Origin of the sequence: Streptomyces sp. NPDC000404 (assembly GCF_040300365.1) — a bacterium.
GTDB classification, from domain to species: Bacteria; Actinomycetota; Actinomycetes; order Streptomycetales; family Streptomycetaceae; genus Streptomyces; species Streptomyces ramulosus.
In genome coordinates, this window is the sequence record NZ_JBEPDN010000011.1 from 33,600 (window position 1) to 50,245 (window position 16,646).

Sequence of the window (16,646 nt, forward strand, 5' to 3'; positions counted from 1 at the left end):
ACGACGAAAGGCGCCCCGCACCGGACTCCGGTGCGGGGCGCCTTTCGCCGTTCCTCAGCGCGCCTCGGGGTGGTGGTGCTGCCACCCGGCCCACGCCGACGTGATCATCTCGCGGACGTCGTGGTGCGCCTTCCAGCCCAGCTCCGCGGCGATCTTGTCGGCGGCGGCGACCACCCGCGCCGGGTCACCGGGCCGCCGCGGCGTCACCTCGGCGGTGACCTCCGTGTGCCCGGTCACCTCCGCGATCAGATCGACCATCTCGCGCACCGACACGCCCTCGCCGCGGCCGATGTTGAGCGTCAGATCCCGCACCGGACCGTGCTCGGCCAGCTTCTGCGCGGCCACCACATGCGCCTCGGCGAGGTCCGCGACATGGATGTAGTCGCGGATGCAGGTGCCGTCCGGCGTCGGGTAGTCGTCGCCGAAGATCCGCGGCGCGGCGCCCTCGGTGAGCTTCTCGAACACCATCGGCACGATGTTGAAGACGCCGGTGTCGGCCAGCTCCGGGGTGGCCGCGCCCGCGACGTTGAAGTACCGCAGGCACGCCGTGCTGATGCCGTGCGCCTTGCCCGTCGCCCGCGCCATCCACTCGCCGACGAGCTTCGTCTCGCCGTACGGGTTCATCGGCACGCACGGCGTGTCCTCGGTGACGAGGTCGACGTCCGGCATGCCGTACACCGCGGCGGACGAGGAGAACACCAGCCGGCCCACCCCGCCGGCGGCCATCGCCTCCAGCAGCGTCTGCAGTCCGTGGACGTTCTCGCGGTAGTAGTGCAGCGGCATCTCCACCGACTCGCCGACCTGCTTCTTCGCCGCCAGGTGCACCACATCCGTCACCCCGTGCTCGGCGATGGTGCGGTCCAGCAGCGCCCGGTCCAGGGTCGAGCCGACGATCAGCGGCACGTCCTCGGGGAGCCGGGCGGCGACCCCCGTCGTCAGGTCGTCCAGCACGACCGGGGACTCCCCGGCCTGCCGCAGGGCCCGTACGACGTGGGCGCCGATGTACCCGGCACCGCCCGTGATCAAGTAAGTCATGCGCCAATCCTAGGGTTGGAGGGGGAAGAGCCGGGGAATTCAGCGGCGCAGCCGCGCCGCCGCGATCCGCCACACGCTGCGCACCCCGGCGGCCACCCGCAGCGCCAGCGCCCCGCCGGTCGTCGCGTACGGCTGCACCAGCAGCACGGCGTGGCGGCGGCTGGGCAGCACCCGGCGGCGCAGCCCCGGGCCGACCGCGCGCAGCGAGGCGCGGAAGCCGGATCCGTCGGCGCAGTGCACCTGCGCCATCAGGTCCCAGGCCACCGGCCCGGCCTCGGCGGCCGGCCCGCGCGCGACGAGCGCCGCCGGATCCATCGCCACCTCGGCGGTCCAGGTCCCGTCCGGGCCGGGCGTCAGCGCGGCGGTCCGCACCGGACCGCGCCGGTCGTCGGCGCGCCGCCGCCACTCCACGTCGACGGAGACGGGACCCGCGGCGGCCAGCCGCCCGTACATCTCGTGCACCCGCAGCCGCAGCACGCTGCGGCGGCCGACGACCGGCTCCGCGTCGATCGTCACCGGCAGCCGGCGGGTGGGCTTGGAGTCGATCGCGTCCAGCTCGACCTGCGCCAGCTGCCGCGACCACACCGGGCGGCCGTCGTCGTCCCGGGCATACGGCGGCAGCAGCCGGCCGGGCCGGGCCGCCAGCTGCGTCAGCCGGTCCAGCTCCGCCGGCGGCTCGGGCGCGGCCTGCACCACCCGGGCCAGCCAGCGCGCCGGCGCCCGCGCGGCCAGCAGCTCGGCCTCCTCGAAGTCCGCCAGGTAGGCGCGGGTCAGCCGCCACCACTCGGCCCGATAGGCGGCGTCGCGGGTGTGCAGCTCGCGGACGTACATCCGCAGGTCGTGGTCGAGGAACTTGGTGCGCGCGGCCCGCGCCAGCCCGGTGCGCCCGGCGTCGCGCAGGATCGCCACGCTGTCGCGGTGCGCCTCGATGCGCGCCTGCCAGTTGGTGACGGCCTTGCGGTCCAGGGAGATCGACTGGCGGGCGGCGGCGCGGCGGACATGCCAGATGTAGACGCTGTCCGGGATCGTCACCAGCCGCGGCGCGGCCGCCAGGACCCGCGCGGTGAAGACGAAGTCCTCGTACGTGAAGCGGCCCTCGGGGAAGACGATGGCGTGCTCGGCGAGGAACGCCCGGTCGTAGAGCTTGTTGACGCACAGCGTGTCGCGGACCAGCTGGGGGCTGGCGCCCGGTGCGGTGTGCACGGCGCGGTCGCGGTAGAGGGCCGGCTGCCAGGGCACGTCGCGGCGGGCCGGCAGCTCCCGGCGGACGCAGGCGCCGGACGCCACCGGCGCGTCCTCGGCGAGCGCGGCGCGCAGCAGCGCCGGGGCGGCGCCCGGCGGCAGCACGTCGTCGCTGTCCAGGAACATCACGAAGCGGCCGGTGGCGGCGCGCAGCCCGTCGTTGCGGGGGGTGCCGCAGCCGCCGCTGTTCTCGGCGCGGTGCAGCACCCGCAGCCGCGGGTGCTCCCGGGCCAGGGCGTCCAGGGCGGCGCCGGTGCCGTCGGTGGAGGCGTCGTCCACCGCGATCACCTCGACGGCCGAGCCGTCCGCCTCCTGGGCCAGCGCGGAGCGCACGGCCTGGGCGACGTTCGCGGCGTCGTTGAAGGCGATGACGACGATGCTGATCTGCGCGGCCGGAGTGAGGGTGGGCCCCGGCGACGGCTCAAGGGCTTCTTTCACAGTCACTACATCTACATTCCGTGTCGACGGCATCTCTGTGCGCGAGCGGGCTCCGGTCTCCTCTGTCTCTGCTTCAGAGGGGGATTCCCGTCGCGCGGTTGCGCCCGCCGCCGTGGTTTTACGGGTCATTGCCGTCCGTTAACGGGTGGGACATCTGCTGTTGGCGGGTGCTTGGCGCGGGCGGAGCGCCCGTACACCGGTGTAACGACGGGCCCGCCCCGCGATGCCGGTGTCCGCCGAACCTCCACCGCTCCGACCACCGCCCGACACCTGTGCTCACCGCAGCAGCAGATCGGCGGCGCGCGTCGCGGCCGCCCCGTCGTCGCGGTGGCAGAACGTCTCCCGGAAGCGCCGGTAGGCCCCGGCGCCCGCCCGGGCGACCGCGTCCAGATCGCGCAGCGCGTCGATCAGCTCCCCGGTGGAGCCGAGCTGCGGACCGGGAGCCACCGCCTCGAAGTCGACGGTGAAGCCGCGCAGCGTGTCGCGGTAGTACGGCAGGTCGGGGGTGAGGAAGAGCATCGGGCGGCCGGTGTTCGCGAAGTCGGCGGCGAGCGAGGAGTAGTCGGTGACCAGCACGTCCGCGGCGAGCAGCAGCTCGGTGGCGTCCGGGTACGCGGTGACGTCGACGGCGAAGGGCGCATGGCGGGCCGGGAGCCGGTCGGCGACCAGCGGATGCCCGCGGACCAGCAGCGCGTGGTCGTCGCCGAGCGCCCGCCGGGCCGCGTCCAGGTCCAGCGGCAGATGCAGCCGGTGGTGGTGGCGGTCGTAGGCGAGGTGGCCGCGGACGGCCGGGGCGTACAGGACGACGGTGCGGCCGTCGTCGACGCCGAGCCGGGCGCGGACCGCCGCGGCGCGCGCGTCCCGGTCCGGTGCGAAGAACGCATCGGTGCGCGGCAGCCCGCTCTCCAGCGGCTCGCCGGGGAAGCCGAGCGCCTCGCGCAGGACGGGCGTGCTGTGCGCGTTGGGCGACAGCAGCACGCTCCACTGGCGGGCCGCCTCCGGATCGGCCGGCCCGTGGACGCCCGCCGGCTCCGCGCCGATCCGCCGCAGCGGGGTGCCGTGCCAGGTCTGGACGACCAGCTGGCCCTGACGGCGGCGGAAGAAGTCCGGCAGCTGGGTGTTGGCGATCACCCAGCGGCTGTGCGCCAGCGCGCCGTGCCACTCGGCGCTGCCCACGACGACGGCGCGCGCGGTGTCCGGCACGGCGGTCTGCCCGTCGCGCACCGCCCACAGGTGCTCGGCGCCCATGCCGCGGCGGATCAGCTCCTCGTGGACGGCGCGCGGCGAGTCGCCGTAGGCGCGGCCGCCGAAGCTGCTGTAGAGGATCGCGTCGCGCAGCGGGCGCCCGCGGTGCAGCGGGTAGTGCGTCTCGCGCAGCACCCGCCGCCGGTACGGCCCCCGGTCGGTGACCGGCAGCGTCACCCCGGCGGTCAGGCACACCTCGTCGTGGTCGCGCCGGTCGAGGGTGAACGGCTTGCCGCGGACCGCGCGGGAGGCGGGCAGCCCGTCGAGGACGGACGGCGCGAAGCGGACCGGCACGTCCGGGGTGTCGGCGCCCGCCGCCCGCAGCCGCAGCGCCCAGCGCCCGGCGGGCAGCGGCAGCGGTCCGCCGGGCGAGTCCAGTGCGGCCAGCGGCAGCGCGCAGTGGAACCGCTCGCCGTCGTGGGTGGTGGCGAAGGCCCACTCGGCGGCGTGCGCGGTGTGCGCGAGGACCAGCTCGGTGGCGGGCGGCGCGGCGGCGGGCAACACCCCGGCCAGCAGCAACGTCCCGTCGATCCGCCACACGACGCGGTCCGCGTACGGCTGCGGGACGCGGTCGTGCACCACCAGATGCCCGGCGGCGCTCCCCGCGCAGACCAGCTCCCGGCCGCGCACCGGCGGCAGCGCGAGCGGCGCCAGCGTCGGCGAACAGGCGACGGGCGCGGCCGCGCCACCGGGCAGGACCAGGGTCACGGCCCAGGTGGCGGAGAGGGCGGGGGCGTGCGCCGCGGCGCCGGGCGCGGTGCCGTGGGGCGCGTCGCCCTCGCCGTCCGGTACGGGCCGGGCGGCGGCCACCGCGTCCGCGAGGATCCGCACGGTGTGCCCGGCGGCCGGGCGGCGGGGCTTCCAGGGGGGCGGGGGAGCGGTGGTGCCGGGGGTGTGTTCGGCGTCCGGGGCCGGGGCGCCGGGGGCCTCGGGGGTGGCGGTGCCCGTGCCGTCTGTCGTGGCCGTGTCCGCGGCCTCCGTGGTCGCTGACTCGGGGGCGCCCGCGTTCCGGGCCTGCGGGGCGGCGTCCGGGGCGCCGGGGTCCGGAACGGCCGTGTTCGGAACGGCGGTGTCCGGGGCGCCGGTGCCCGCCCCTGCCGTCTCAGAGGTGCTCTCCCCACCAGGGGCGCCCGCGTCCTCCCGCGCGCCCCCCTCGGGTGCCGCTTCCCGGTGGTCCGGTGTGGCCTCTTCCTGGGGTGGCCGGGCCGGGAACGACACCACGGTGCCGGTCTCCGTGTCGGTCAGCCGCAGCGCGGTGGGGGCGGCGGCGCCGGGCGGGGCGGCGACCGTCAGACAGAGCGCGCCGCCCGTCACCTCCCGGGCGGTCAGCCGGTAGCCGATCGGCTCCACGGTCAGCCGCAGCAGCCCGTCCACGTACCGCGGCGTGACCCGTACGCCCTGCCCGGTGTCGTAGGTCCGCGGCGAGGTGCCGGAGCCGGACTCCGGGGGGCGCAGCCCGGAGGTGCGCACCAGGCCCGCCGCGCTGCGGGTGACGGTGACCCGCCAGTCGCCGTCCGGCCACCGGCCGAGCCGCCGCAGCCGCCGTGGATCGAGCACCACCTCGAACCCCGACCAGTCGTAACAGTGCAGCTCCTGACCGGATTCGGCGGTCGCCGCGGCCGACTCCACCGGGCGCAGCGGCAGCACGATCCGCCGCCGCCCCTGCGCCAGCACCAGCGTCCCCAGATAGCTGTGGCGGTGCGGCGCGCCGAGGTTGCGGATGTACGCGTAGCCCCGCAGGAACAGCAGCCCGTCGCGCCAGGCCGCCTCCTGGACGTGCGCCCGTACGGGGAAGTCGTCGCGGCCCAGCCGGGTGACGGCGGACGGCAGCCGCAGCGGCGGATCCAGCGGCAGCGCGGCCCGGCGGCGCAGCGGCACCCCGGTCACCAGGAACGCCGCCGCCTGCCGCCGCCGGTACGCCACCAGCCGCAGCAGCTCCTCGGGCCGTCCGGCCCGTACGAGGTACCAGAGCATCCGCGTCTCCACCGGGAGCGCGGACAGCAGCCGGGGGTCGACCCGGGAGAGGTAGGCGCGGGCGTGCTCCAGGAACGCGGTGCGGGTTTCCGGCGCCGCGGCGGGCAGCGCCTCGACGAGATCGTGCAGCCCCTCGGTGAGCTGCGCCCGGTCGTACTCCGCACGGCAGGACACCCCGCGGGTGCGCGCCGGATCGGCCAGGAACTCCCCGATCCGCGCGAGCGCCGCGAACCGCTCGGCGACCGTCCGCCCGTCCGGCAGCGGCCGGCCGGCTCCGGGCGCCCGCAGTTGGCAGACGGGCGCGCGCAGCACGTCGACGGCGTCGGCGAGGAAGTGCGCGGGCAGCGTCACCACCGCGTCGTCGCAGCTGCCGCCCTCGGGAAAGGCGAGGTGGTGGCGGTCCCAGAAGGCGCGCCGGAACACCTTGTTGGTCGCGCAGGTGTCGGACAGCAGCGTCCGGTCCTCGGCGATGTGGGTGCGGGTCGCGCCGGTCCGGTCGGCCGGCTGCCGCGCCGCGGGCCGCCCGTCCGCCCCGAGCAGCCGGACGCCGCCGGTCGCCAGGTCCGCGCCGGACGCGTCGAGCAGCGCGGGCAGCTCCTCGTACGCGCGCGGCAGCAGGAGATCGTCGGGCCCGGGGAAGGCGAGGTACGGCGTGTCCGGGTAGGCGTGCTGGGCGCCGGCGTTGCGGGCCGAGCCGGGGCCCGCCCCGGCGGCGCGGATCAGCCGGAAGCGCGGATCGCGGGCGGTGAAGCGGCGGGCCAGCGCGGCACCGGGCCCGTCCGGCTCGGGCGCGCCGTCCACCATCACCACGTCCAGCGCGGCCGGGGTCTGCGCCGCGATCGACTCCAGGCACTCCTCGGTGTGCCGCAGGGGCCCTGCGGTGCGGTGCACCGGGACGACGACGGTGAGCCGTGGCTTCATGCGCGCGACCAAGCCTTTCCGAACGGGGAACCCGGGCGGCCCGGAGCCGGGCGGTCCGGCACCGGAACCCCGCGCCGGAACCGGGGCGGGGTACTGAGGTGGACAACTCACCCGGCGCCGCCCCGGTCACCGGATCTGCGCTGAAAGGGTGAGGGGACCGAGGCGCCGGGGGAGCCCCTGACCGGGGCACGGCGGGGCGGGACGGGGCGAGCCCCTGCCAGGGGCGCGGTGTGGCGCGCCGAGGCGTGCGGGGCGGGGCGTGCGCCTCGGCGCGGGTGGGGCGGGGCGCGCGGTGGTGCCGGGCCCGGCGGGGTCTCGCGGTGGTGCCGGGCCCAGCCGGGCCCCGCAGTACCGCCGGGCGGCGACGGTGGCCGGGCCCCGGTCCGGCCGGACGGTGAGCCCCCCGCCCGGTGCGGGCACCCGCACCGTCAGGTCCGGCCGGCGCCGGCATGCGGCCGGCTCCAGGGGGCGGCGTACGGCCGGCTCCCGGGCCACCGGCGCCGCCGTGCCGGGGACCGCCCGCCCCCGGTCGGCGTGGTGTGCGCCGTGGCCCGGGGTGATGCCGTAGACCGGAGCCGATGCCGTAGCGGCCCGGTCGTCGCCGGGTCCCCAGGGAAAGGTGACCTCGATGCCCCCGATGCCCGGACGGACCGAAACCCCCGCCGCCCCCACCGCTCCCGCCGCCCGCCGGACACCGGTCTCCCGCCGCACCGCGGACGCCGCCGCGCCGGTCCGCACCGGCCCGCCGGCCCGCGCACAGGACGCGCCGCGGCCGCTGCTGCCCTGGCTGCGCCCGCCCCGCGCGCCCTACCGCCGGGCGCTGCGCCGCATCGGCGCCGGGCGGGTGCTGGACATCGGCTGCGGCACCGGCGACACCCTGGCCGGCTGCGCGCCGGGCAGCGTCGGGATCGCCCACGACGCGCACTCCGCCGACATCTGCCGCGCCCGGGGCCTGACCGCGTACACCGCCGACGCCTTCCTGACCAGCGCCCACGCCCGGCCCGGCGGCTTCGACACGCTGCTGTCCGCGCAGGTCCTCCAGCACCTCGACGACGAACAGGTCGAGGGCCTGCTGCGGGCCTATCTGCCGTACGTACGGCCGGGCGGCGGGGTCGTGCTGATCACCCCGCAGGAGGCCGGCCACCGCGGCGCCGGGCGCTTCACCGACTTCACCCTGCTGCGCGCCTACGCCGAATCCGCCGGGCTGTCGGTCCGCCGCACCTACTCCTTCCCGCTGCCCCGCCCCGCCGGGAAGATCCTGGGCGCCAACGCGTTCGTGCTGGCCGCGCGGGTGCCGATGGAGCGGCTGCCGGGCTGAACCGCGACGGCGCTCCCCAAAACCGCCGGGGCGCTCAGCGCCGTACCGCCCGCTCCCGCCGCGCCGCCACGAGCGCCCGGGTGACGGCCGGCGGCAGCCAGTCCGCCGCCAGCCGCCGCAGCGGCCCGCGCCCCGGACGCGCCGGACCGCGCCGGCCGGCCCCCGGTACGTGCTCCGGTGCCCGCGTCCCCTTCGTCCCGGCGGCCGGGCGGTAGCGGGAGACCGGGTGTGCCGGCTCCGGTGCGTCCTTCGCGCTGATCCGGATCAGCGGTGCGCCGTTGACCTGCTGCACCTCGTGCCAGACGCCCTCCCGCCCGGCCAGCCACGTAAGCAGCGCCGTCCGCAGCGGCTCCGGGTCGCCCCAGGTGCCGTAGAACTTGGTGCCGGTGATGCACACCGGGTGCAGCCCCTCGTTGGTGACCGCCTGCCAGGTCGCCGCGGCCACCCCCGGGCAGTGCTCGGCGCGGAAGTCGTCCAGCACCACGACGCCGGTGCCGGTCAGCAGGGTGCGTACGGCCAGGATGTCGCCGTGGACGTGCTCGTACAGATGCGAGGCGTCGATGTGGGCGAAGCGGACGCTGCCCTCCGCGACGTGGTCGCGCACCCGCGAGCTGAGGCCCTGGACGATGTCCGGCAGCGTGTCGTGGAAGGCGAGGTAGTTGGCCTCGAAGGCGCGGCGGGTCAGCGTCGCGTAGGACTTCGCCATCTCCTTGGTGTTCGAGGCGTCCTCGGCGGGCGAGTCGAACAGGTCGCAGACCGTGAACCGCTCGCCCGCCCCGAGCCGCGCGCCCAGGAAGATGGCGCTCTTGCCCAGATAGGCACCGAGTTCGAGCAGGTCACCGCGGTGCCCCGCGGTCCGCTGGTGGCTGAGGAACCAGTCGAAGAGCAGTTGATCCGCGGTGAAGAACCACCCCTTGACCTCGGAGAGCCGGGTGGGGCGCGGAAGCGGTGCACGGTGGTCCGCGAGGGGAGCAGTCATGGGCGGTCCGTCTCCAGACGGTCGGGATTCCGACGGCGTTACGGCCTGCGGCGCGTGGCGGTGCCAGGGACCCGCCGCCTCGGCGCGGCCGTCATCGTAGGCGGCGCGAAGTGAACGGAAGGTGGCGAAAAATGGGGCGTCCGGAACCGGAAGGCGGGGGTGGGGCCGGAGGGGAGGGCGTGGAGGAACCCAGCCCCGGGAGCCGGGGAGTGGATCGCGTGCGGTGGCTGTATCAACTCCCTTGAGTGCAGCCGGAGTTGGGGTGAATCTTCGGCTTCGGCGGGTGCCCGGCGCCGTGCGGTGGCGTACGAGCCGGTGGCACCGGGCGTCCGCGGCGCGGGCCTCGTAACGGCCCGGGCCGGGGCGCCCACGAACCCCCGGCCGCGTGCGTCCCGGCCAGGGGCAGCAGCCCGGAACCCGGCGGCCCGGGGGACCCAGGTAATCCGGCAGCCCGCCAACCCGGACGCCGCAAGGCCCCGCCCGGCGCCACGAGCCCCGGCCGCGTACGTTCCGGCCAGGGCCGGCGGCCCGGCGCGTGGCGGCCCGGACGGGGACAAGCCCCCGCCCGGGCGCACCCGGTCACACCAGCGGTGGCCCCTCCGCCGCCCCCAGGGACTGGGCGGCGCGCTGCAGGGCGCTGGCCAGGAGGGCCAGGTCCGTGGGGCCGTTGCCCAGTTCGCGCAGCGGGCGGCGGGTCGGCGGGTCGCCCATCCGGGACCACTCCAGGGGGACGACCGTCGGGCGGAGCGTGGCCGTACGCGGTATCCGGCCGGTCACCCGGCCCGCCTGGAACGGCGTCGCCGAACCGTCGCGGGTGCGGTGCAGCACACCGCGGCCCGGCGGAACCGGCTCCGACGGATCGTCCGGCTCGCCCAGCACGGCGCGCAGCGCGGCCCGTTCGCTGGTCGCCGTCTCCGCGGTCCGCTCCGGGTGGCCGGTCGCGGCGATCAGATGGACGCCCAGCTCCGCGCCGCCCCGCGCCACCGCCTCCAGGGCCCGCACCACCGAACCCGCCGACGGGCGGCCGGTGCTGCCCAGCGCGGGCGCGACCAGCGCGTCGAAGTCGTCGACCAGCACGAACAGCCGGGGCATCGGCGCCACGTCCGGCGCCGCCTCCGTGGCCGGCACCCCGCCGCGCGAGCGCAGCCGCAGCGTGCCGGTGCCCGACGGGTCCGGCTCCGCGCCCTCGGGCGTCCGGCGCTGCGCGACGATCCGCGGCGCGGGCAGATGCTTCGCCCGCCACTGCGCGAACGGCGTGCCGCCCAGGATCTCCGCGCGCCGCTTCAGCTCCGACGACAGCGCCTGCGCGAACTCCCGCATCCGTACCGGATCGGACGCCGCCAGATACGTGGTGACGTGCGGCAGCTCGGTGCAGAGCCGCAGGCCCTCGCCGCGCTCGGAGCCGCCGCCGTCCACCAGCACCAGCGACAGCAGATCGGGCCGGTCGGCGGCGGCCAGCGAGGCGGCCAGCGACCGCAGCAGCTCCGTCTTGCCGGTGCCCGGCGCGCCTTCCAGCAGCAGATGGCCGCCGTCGGCGGCGAGATCGGCGGCGAGCGGACCGTGCGGCCCGGCGCCGAGCACCGCGGCCGCCGCGGACGCCCCGCCGTCGAGCGCCGCCGCCCACCGGGCCAGCAGCGACGCCGGGGTGGCGCGGGCCAGCCCCAGCTCGTCCAGCAGCCGGGAGGAATCGGGCAGCGGCGCCGCCACCCGGGGCGCCGCCCGGCCGCCGGCCGCCGCATCCGTCTCGCGCAGCGGCGCCAGCGCCCGCGCGAGGCGCTCGGCCCAGGCGCCGGAGACCGCGTCCAGCACGGCGACCGTGCCGTTGGGCCCCGAACCGGGCTGGACCACCCGCAGCGCCGTCGCCACATCGCCGCTGAGCACCGCGACCGCCCCGCACTCCCCGAACGCCGGCGACGCCACCCGGGCCGCCTCGTACGTCGCGGCCAGCGGGAACGCCGGGGACGCCGCGGGCGTCTCGGCCAGGCACAGCAGATGGATACCGGCCGCCGGGCCCCCGGCCGCCAGCCGCGCCGCGGTCTCCCGCAGCGCCGACGACCCGAGATCGCCGTCGACCAGCACGACGGTGAACGGCCCCTGGTGCTGCGCCGCCGCCGCGGCGATCTCCGCCCGCTCGGCGCTCGCCCAGCCCGGACCCAGCGGCCCGTCGTCCAGCCGCCGCACCAGCTCCGCCGTGCGCGCCGCCGCCTGCTCCCGGTCGTACGCCAGCAGCAGCCGGCAGTCCTGCCCGTGGGCCGGGCGGACGTGCGGCAGCCAGCCCAGCCACGACCAGTCGGCGACGCGCTCCTCGGCGGGGCGGTTGCGGTCCGTGCTGAGCAGCACGATCTCCAGGGCGCCGGGCGCGTGCAGCGCGGCCAGCTGGGCGAGGGCCGAACGCGCCAGCCCGGCCAGCCGCTCCCGCGGCCCGGCCAGCCCCAGCGAACCGGCCCGCCGCAGCTCCACGGTGACCGGCTCCGCCACCCGGCCACCGGCGCGCGAGGCCGTGCCGAGGCGGACGGTCAGCGCATCCGGATGGTCCCGGTCGCGCTCCCACAGGCGCGGCCCGGGGCCGAGCGCCGTCAGCAGCACCTCGGCGGCGTCCGGCCACCGCTCCGCCGCACCGGGATCCGCCGGCACCGGCTCCGCCGGGGCCTCGGCGCCCGCCAGCGGCTCCGGGGCGCCCGGCTCCTCCAGGCCGTCCACCGGACGGCCACCGGCCAGCCGCCGCGCCCAGGCGCCGATGCCGCCGCGCCGCCCGGCCCGCCGCGCCGCCTCGTCGGGCGGGGCCAGCGACAGCTGCCCGCCGTGCGTGCCCTCCCCGGACGAGGTGGCGCCCGACGGGCCGAAGGCGTCCGGGCGGGTGCCGTGCAGCGGGGTGTCCCGCCGCTGCCGGGCCCGCTCCGGCCCGTCCTCGGGCGCCGCGCCGTACGGGCGGTGCACGCCGTAGGCGTCGTAGTCGTACGCGGCCGGGGCGCCGTCCGGGCCGGCGGGCGGCGCCGGCTCCGGGCGGCGGCTGCCGGGCACGAACACCTCCGGGGCTCCCTGCCCGCCCGTGCCGTGACCGGGCGCGCCCGCGCCCCGGCCGTACACCGTCGGCGCCGTGCCGCCCCCGGGGAGGACGACGGGGCCCGCCGCGCCCGGGGCGGAGCCGGCCGGCCCGGAGGCGGAACCCGGGCGCAGCCGCAGATGGCCCTCGCCGTCCGGGGTCGTCGCCAGCGCCGGATCGGGGGTGGCGGCCGGCGGCTGTAGGAGCAGCGCCGACTCGCCGACGCGCAGCAGGGCGCCCGGGCCCAGCCGCGCGGGCCCGGCGGTGACCTCGGCGCCGTCCACGGTCGTGCCGTTGGTGGAGCGCAGATCGGCGACGAAGACGGCGCCGTCCGGCTCGACCGTCACCGCGCAGTGCATCCGGGAGACGTCCGGGTCGTCCAGCGGCACATCGGCGTCGGCGGAGCGGCCCACGCGGATCTGGCCGCCGTGCAGCAGATGGACGCCGCCGGCGTCCGGCCCGGAGACCACCCGCAGCCGCGCCGGACCGTGCGGCAGGCCGTGCGCGGGATCGGGGCCGGGGGACTGGAGGGCGAGGACCGCGCCGTCGATCAGCGGCGGCTCGCCGAGCGCCGCCCGCTGCGGGTCGAGCCGCTCGGCCCCGGCGTACAGGACGACCGGGCCGCCGGCGTCCGCGCCGGGCCCGGCGACCGCTGCCGCCAGCGAGCCGGCGACCGCCGCGAGCGCGGTCCCGGCAGGGGCCGTCACGAGCACGTCACAGGCGCGCGCGGGGTGGCCGCCGCGCGGCCCCAGGACGGTCAGCCGGATCTGCATCGCCGTCAACGGTCCCTTCTGCCCGGGGAGTTCGGTGACGGGTCCGCTCAACCCCCCACCACGCCCGAGCGCATCGACTCGTACAAGTCCCACCTGCCGCGCCGCGGGCGGGAACGGCGTCCACGGCACGTGTGCTGGGTGCATCCTCGCACCTGCCGCTGACAACCCGTCCGCCGACCGGGGCGCAATGATCTTGCCGGGAACGCCCGTGACGCCGCGTGGGCGGGGGATGACGGCGGGCGCCGGCCCCGCCCCGTCCGCCCCTTCCGGCCGAAAACCGACCCCGCCACGGCGCGGACACCCCGGGCCTGCGCCACGCAACCATCCGCCCCCACCCCGCGTCTTCCCCACGAGCCACCACAGGCGACGCGGCAGCGCAACGCCGACCGCGGGAGCAGCGGCAACTACAGTGGGGCGACGGGCCGCGGAACGACCCAGCGGACCGGCAACAGTTGATCACCGACCAGGGAGCGCATGACGTGCGGCCGGTAGGCAGCAAGTACCTGCTCGACGAGCCGCTGGGACGCGGCGCCACGGGCACCGTCTGGCGTGCGCGCCAGAGGGAGGCGGCGGGCGCCGAGGCGGCCGTCGCCGGCGAGCCCGGCGAGACGGTCGCGATCAAGGTCCTCAAGGAGGAGCTGGCGAACGACGCGGACGTGGTGATGCGCTTCCTGCGGGAGCGCTCCGTCCTGCTGCGCCTGACCCACCCCAACATCGTCCGCACCCGCGACCTCGTGGTCGAGGGCGATCTGCTGGCCCTGGTCATGGACCTCGTCGACGGCCCCGACCTGCACCGTTACCTCCGGGACAACGGCCCGCTCAGCCCGGTCGCCGCGTCCTTGCTCACCGCGCAGATCGCCGACGCCCTCGCCGCCAGCCACGCCGACGGCATCGTCCACCGCGACCTCAAGCCCGCCAACGTCCTGCTCGCCGGGTCCGACGGCGACGGCGAGATGCACCCGATGCTGACCGACTTCGGCATCGCCCGCCTCGCCGACTCCCCGGGCCTGACCCGCACCCACGAGTTCGTCGGCACCCCCGCCTACGTCGCCCCGGAGTCCGCCGAGGGCCGCCCGCAGACCTCCGCCGTCGACATCTACGGCGCCGGAATCCTGCTGTACGAGCTGGTCACCGGCCGTCCGCCGTTCGCCGGCTCGACCGCCCTGGAGGTGCTCCACCGCCACCTCAGCGAGGAGCCGCAGCGCCCCGGATCCGTCCCCGAGCCCCTGTGGACGGTCATCGAGCGCTGCCTGCGCAAGCGCCCCGAGGAGCGGCCGAGCGCCGAGAACCTCGCCCGCGCGCTGCGCACCGTCGCCGCCGGTGTCGGCGCGCACGCCACCCCGGAGCAGGCCGAGGCGGCGCTCGGCGTCGCCGCGCTGCTCGCCCCGGACCCGTCCCCGGCGCAGGTCCCCGGCACGGAGGGCGACGGCGGCGGCAGCGGTGACGCCGAGCCCACCCAGGTGCTGCCCACCGGCGCCGCCGCCGTCGACCCGGCCGCCGCCACCAGCGTGCTGCCCGCGACCGGCGCCCCCGGCGGGCCCGCCCCGACACGCGCCATGCCGCCGGTGCCGCCGATGCCCGGCGGGCCCCCCGCGGGCGGCCCCCAGGAGCCCGACGGGCCGCACCCCTGGGAGTCCCAGATGCGGGCCGCGCGCGACCGCAACGACCAGACGCAGGTGCAGTACCTCGACCCGAGCGAGGACCCGCTGTGCCGCCGCCCGCAGCGCCGCCCGGCCCCGCAGCAGCCGCCGCAGCACCAGCAGCCGTACGCTCCGCAGCCGGTCCCGTACGCCCAGCAGCAGCCCCCGCAGCAGCAGCGCCCGCCGGCCCCGCAGCGTCGCCAGGAGCCGCCGCCGCAGCGCTACGAACCGGAGCCCCCGCCGGCCCGCGAGCCCCGCCCGCCCCGGGAGCCGCGCCGCCGCAGCGCCAACCCGATGCGGATCCCGGGCCTCGGCTGCCTCAAGGGCTGCCTGTTCACCCTCGTGATCCTCTTCGTCGCCGGCTGGCTGATCTGGCAGATGATCCCGCCGGAGTGGATCGGCACGACCAAGGGCTTCTTCGACTGGATCGGCTCGACCTACCGGGACATCGAGCACTTCGTCAAGAACCTCGGATAGCGCCGCCGTCCGAGAGCGAGGCAACACGGTGCCCCGGGTGACACACCCGGGGCACCGTGCCGTTCGCGGCCGCCGGTCCGGGCGCCGATCCCCGGGCCGGCCAGTGGATTTGTCGACTTCCGCCGGTGATTTCTCCCCCAGAACGGAAGGTTGCCGCCGTCCCGGGCACGGAACGCCCCGCCGTCCGCGTAGCTTTGTCGTCAACCTCAGCCCCCGCAGGACGCTCGGGGGCCCGACACGTCGGAGCAGTCTTGGCACGGAAGATCGGCAGCCGGTACACCGCCCACCAGATCCTGGGGCGCGGCAGTGCGGGCACGGTATGGCTGGGCGAGGGCCCCGAAGGGGCCGTGGCCATCAAGCTGTTGCGTGAGGACCTCGCCTCCGACCAGGAGCTGGTCGGCCGCTTCGTCCAGGAGCGGACGGCGCTGCTGAGCCTGGACCACCCGCGGGTCGTCGGCGTGCGCGACCTCGTGGTCGACGGCAACGACCTGGCGCTGGTCATGGACCTGGTCCGCGGCACCGACCTGCGCACCCGGCTGGAGCGCGAACGGCGGCTCGCCCCGGAGGCGGCCGTCGCCATCGCCGCCGACGTCGCCGACGCCCTCGCCGCCGCGCACGCCGCCCGGATCGTCCACCGCGACGTCAAGCCGGAGAACGTCCTCCTGGACATGCAGGGCCCCCTCGGCCCCGGTGGCGCGCACCCCGCGCTCCTCACCGACTTCGGCATCGCCCGCCTCGTCGACTCCCCGCGCCGCCTGCCCCAGCCCGCCGCCGGCTCCGGCCCCGCCACCCTCCGCTCCGCCAAGGTCATCGGCACCCCCGACTACCTCGCCCCCGAGATCATCGAGGGCCTCCCGCCGCGCGCCTCCGTCGACGTCTACGCGCTGGCCACCGTCCTGTACGAGATGCTGGCCGGGTTCACGCCGTTCGGCGGCGGGCACCCCGGCGCCGTGCTGCGCCGCCATGTCACCGAGCGGGTCGCGCCGCTGCCGGGCATCCCGGACGAGCTGTGGCAGCTGCTCCTGCAGTGCCTCGCCAAGGCGCCCGCCTCCCGGCTGCGCGCCCCCGAGCTGGCCGCCCGGCTGCGCGAGCTGCTCCCGGGGCTGGCCGGGATGCCGCCCCTCGACATCGACGAGCCGGACGACGAGGAGGGCCCGGACGGCGCCGCCGAGGACGAGCCCGCCCCCAAGGACGCCGACGCCACACCGGCCGCCACCGGCGAGGCCGCCCCGCCGCGCGGCTCCGTCGCGCTCGTCCAGGGCGCCGCGCCCGACTCGAACCGCGAGACGCACACCAGCATGCGGGTCCCCGGCCCGGACGAGCTGGCCGGCGGCGCGCACGGCACCGCGCGCGCCCCGCGGGCGGCGGGCGAGCGCCGTGCGGGGTCGGCCCGTCACCGCTCGTCACCGGAGGCGGTGCGCCGCCGCCGCGTCCGGCTGGGCGCCGCGGCCGCCGGACTGGTCGTCGCGGTGGGCCTGGGCACCTGGCTGGCCTCGGGCGACGGCGATCAGGGCGACGCCGGACCCGGCATCGAGCAGCCCGATCCCGCGGCTCCCTGACG

At 77.6% G+C, this 16,646-nt stretch carries 8 protein-coding genes; 3 read left to right on the forward strand and 5 right to left on the reverse strand.

The genetic code is table 11. The annotated features are described in order from the left end of the window. Positions 1-54 precede the first annotated feature (54 nt). From galE to ABT345_RS21595, 3 genes are all read right to left on the reverse strand, one after another. Positions 55-1,035 (reverse strand): UDP-glucose 4-epimerase GalE, encoded by a 981-nt coding sequence (gene galE, locus ABT345_RS21585; protein ID WP_345084951.1) that lies wholly within the window; start codon positions 1,033-1,035, stop codon positions 55-57. A gap of 39 nt (positions 1,036-1,074) precedes the next feature. Beyond that, positions 1,075-2,715: a glycosyltransferase gene (locus ABT345_RS21590; protein ID WP_345085166.1), complete on the reverse strand. Its 1,641-nt coding sequence runs from the start codon at positions 2,713-2,715 to the stop codon at positions 1,075-1,077. Positions 2,716-2,991: 276 nt separating this feature from the next. Further along, entirely contained in the window at positions 2,992-6,855 is a 3,864-nt protein-coding gene (locus ABT345_RS21595; protein ID WP_345084948.1) for a bifunctional glycosyltransferase/CDP-glycerol:glycerophosphate glycerophosphotransferase, read from the reverse strand. A gap of 628 nt (positions 6,856-7,483) precedes the next feature. Here ABT345_RS21595 and ABT345_RS21600 point away from each other — a divergent pair. Continuing rightward, positions 7,484-8,173, forward strand: a complete 690-nt coding sequence (locus tag ABT345_RS21600; RefSeq protein ID WP_345084945.1) for a class I SAM-dependent methyltransferase — start codon at positions 7,484-7,486, stop codon at positions 8,171-8,173. Between the two features lie 34 nt (positions 8,174-8,207). Here ABT345_RS21600 and ABT345_RS21605 read toward each other — a convergent pair whose 3' ends face one another. Continuing rightward, positions 8,208-9,152, reverse strand: coding sequence for a class I SAM-dependent methyltransferase (locus tag ABT345_RS21605; RefSeq protein ID WP_345084942.1), 945 nt, complete (start codon positions 9,150-9,152; stop codon positions 8,208-8,210). A 579-nt stretch (positions 9,153-9,731) separates the two neighbouring features. After that, positions 9,732-12,968 carry an FtsK/SpoIIIE domain-containing protein gene (locus ABT345_RS21610; RefSeq protein ID WP_345085163.1) on the reverse strand — a complete coding sequence of 1,079 codons (3,237 nt, stop codon included), beginning with the start codon at positions 12,966-12,968 and terminating at the stop codon, positions 9,732-9,734. Between the two features lie 479 nt (positions 12,969-13,447). Between ABT345_RS21610 and ABT345_RS21615 the strand changes: the two genes are divergently transcribed. Together ABT345_RS21615 and ABT345_RS21620 are read left to right on the forward strand one after the other, a co-directional pair. Continuing rightward, positions 13,448-15,085: a serine/threonine-protein kinase gene (locus ABT345_RS21615; protein WP_345084939.1), complete on the forward strand. Its 1,638-nt coding sequence runs from the start codon at positions 13,448-13,450 to the stop codon at positions 15,083-15,085. Positions 15,086-15,336: 251 nt separating this feature from the next. Next, positions 15,337-16,644 (forward strand): serine/threonine protein kinase, encoded by a 1,308-nt coding sequence (locus ABT345_RS21620; protein WP_345084936.1) that lies wholly within the window; start codon positions 15,337-15,339, stop codon positions 16,642-16,644. Positions 16,645-16,646 lie beyond the last annotated feature (2 nt).